General features: G+C 63.7%; 2 protein-coding genes. One reads left to right on the plus strand and one right to left on the minus strand.

Going from position 1 to position 937, the window contains the following annotated elements:
* On the minus strand, nucleotides 1-377 hold a 377-nt coding region (locus A5692_RS01545; RefSeq protein ID WP_197514317.1), incomplete at its 3' end, for an acyl-CoA dehydrogenase family protein.
* A 54-nt stretch (nucleotides 378-431) separates the two neighbouring features.
* Between A5692_RS01545 and A5692_RS01550 the strand changes: the two genes are divergently transcribed.
* A partial coding sequence (locus A5692_RS01550; RefSeq protein ID WP_156765872.1) for a phosphotransferase family protein occupies nucleotides 432-937 on the plus strand: 506 nt, incomplete at its 3' end.

Below are 937 nucleotides of genomic sequence, written 5' to 3' on the forward strand. Positions count from 1 at the left end.
CGAATGTCACCGTTGACCAGCGGCTCCAGATAGCGCTTTTTCTGCTCGTCGGTTCCATGCTCGATCAGCGTGAGCATCGTCGCGTCCTGGGGGCCCATGCAGTTCATCGCCCAGGCACCCAGGTGACTGAAGGCGCGCCCGACCTCGACCTGCACGACCGCGTTCGCCAGATGACCGAGGCCCATTCCGCCGTATTCGACCGGAACGAACGGGCACCACAACCCGGCAGCGCGCGCTTCGGCCTGAAGCTCTTTAACGATTTCGAAGAAGGGCCGCGCGCCGACTTGAGGCTCGGCTGGCAGCACTACCTCGTCGATGAAAGTGGCGACCCGGGCACGCAGTTGCTGAATCTCCGCCGGGAGCTCGAAATCGATCATGTGACATACGCTGACAGGATTGACAGTAACTGTCAACACCGTTAGCGTCAGTGCATGACTTCGACTGCGACGCTGCTCGACGTCGATCGGCTCGATTCGTGGATCGGGGACCAGTTGCCCGGTTGTGGGACCCCGATGACGGCTGAACGGATCGGCGAGGGGACCGGAACGGCAAACGTGTCGTTCCGGGTGGCGCGCGGTGAACACGCCTGGGTGTTACGTCGGCCGCCGGCGGTCAAGAACCACCCCACTGCCTCGAATACATTGCGGGAGTGGCGCATCCTGCGGGCTTTGGAGGGCACCGACGTGCCCCATCCACCGCCGGTGCTCTACTGCGAAGATGCCGAAGTGCTGGGCACCGAGTTCATGTTGATGGGCGTGGTGGATGGATTCACGCCGGGGTTCGAGCTGCCCGAACCCTTTCTCGGTGACATCACCCTGCGGCACGGCCTAGCGATGGCCTACGTCGACGGACTGGTCCACCTGGCCGCGGTGGACTGGCGACGGCGCGGTCTGGCTGACCTTGGCAAGCCCGAGGGATTTCTGGAGCGTCAAGTGCC

It is taken from the genome of Mycobacterium sp. E342, assembly GCF_001667665.1.
In the GTDB taxonomy this organism is placed as follows: domain Bacteria; phylum Actinomycetota; class Actinomycetes; order Mycobacteriales; family Mycobacteriaceae; genus Mycobacterium.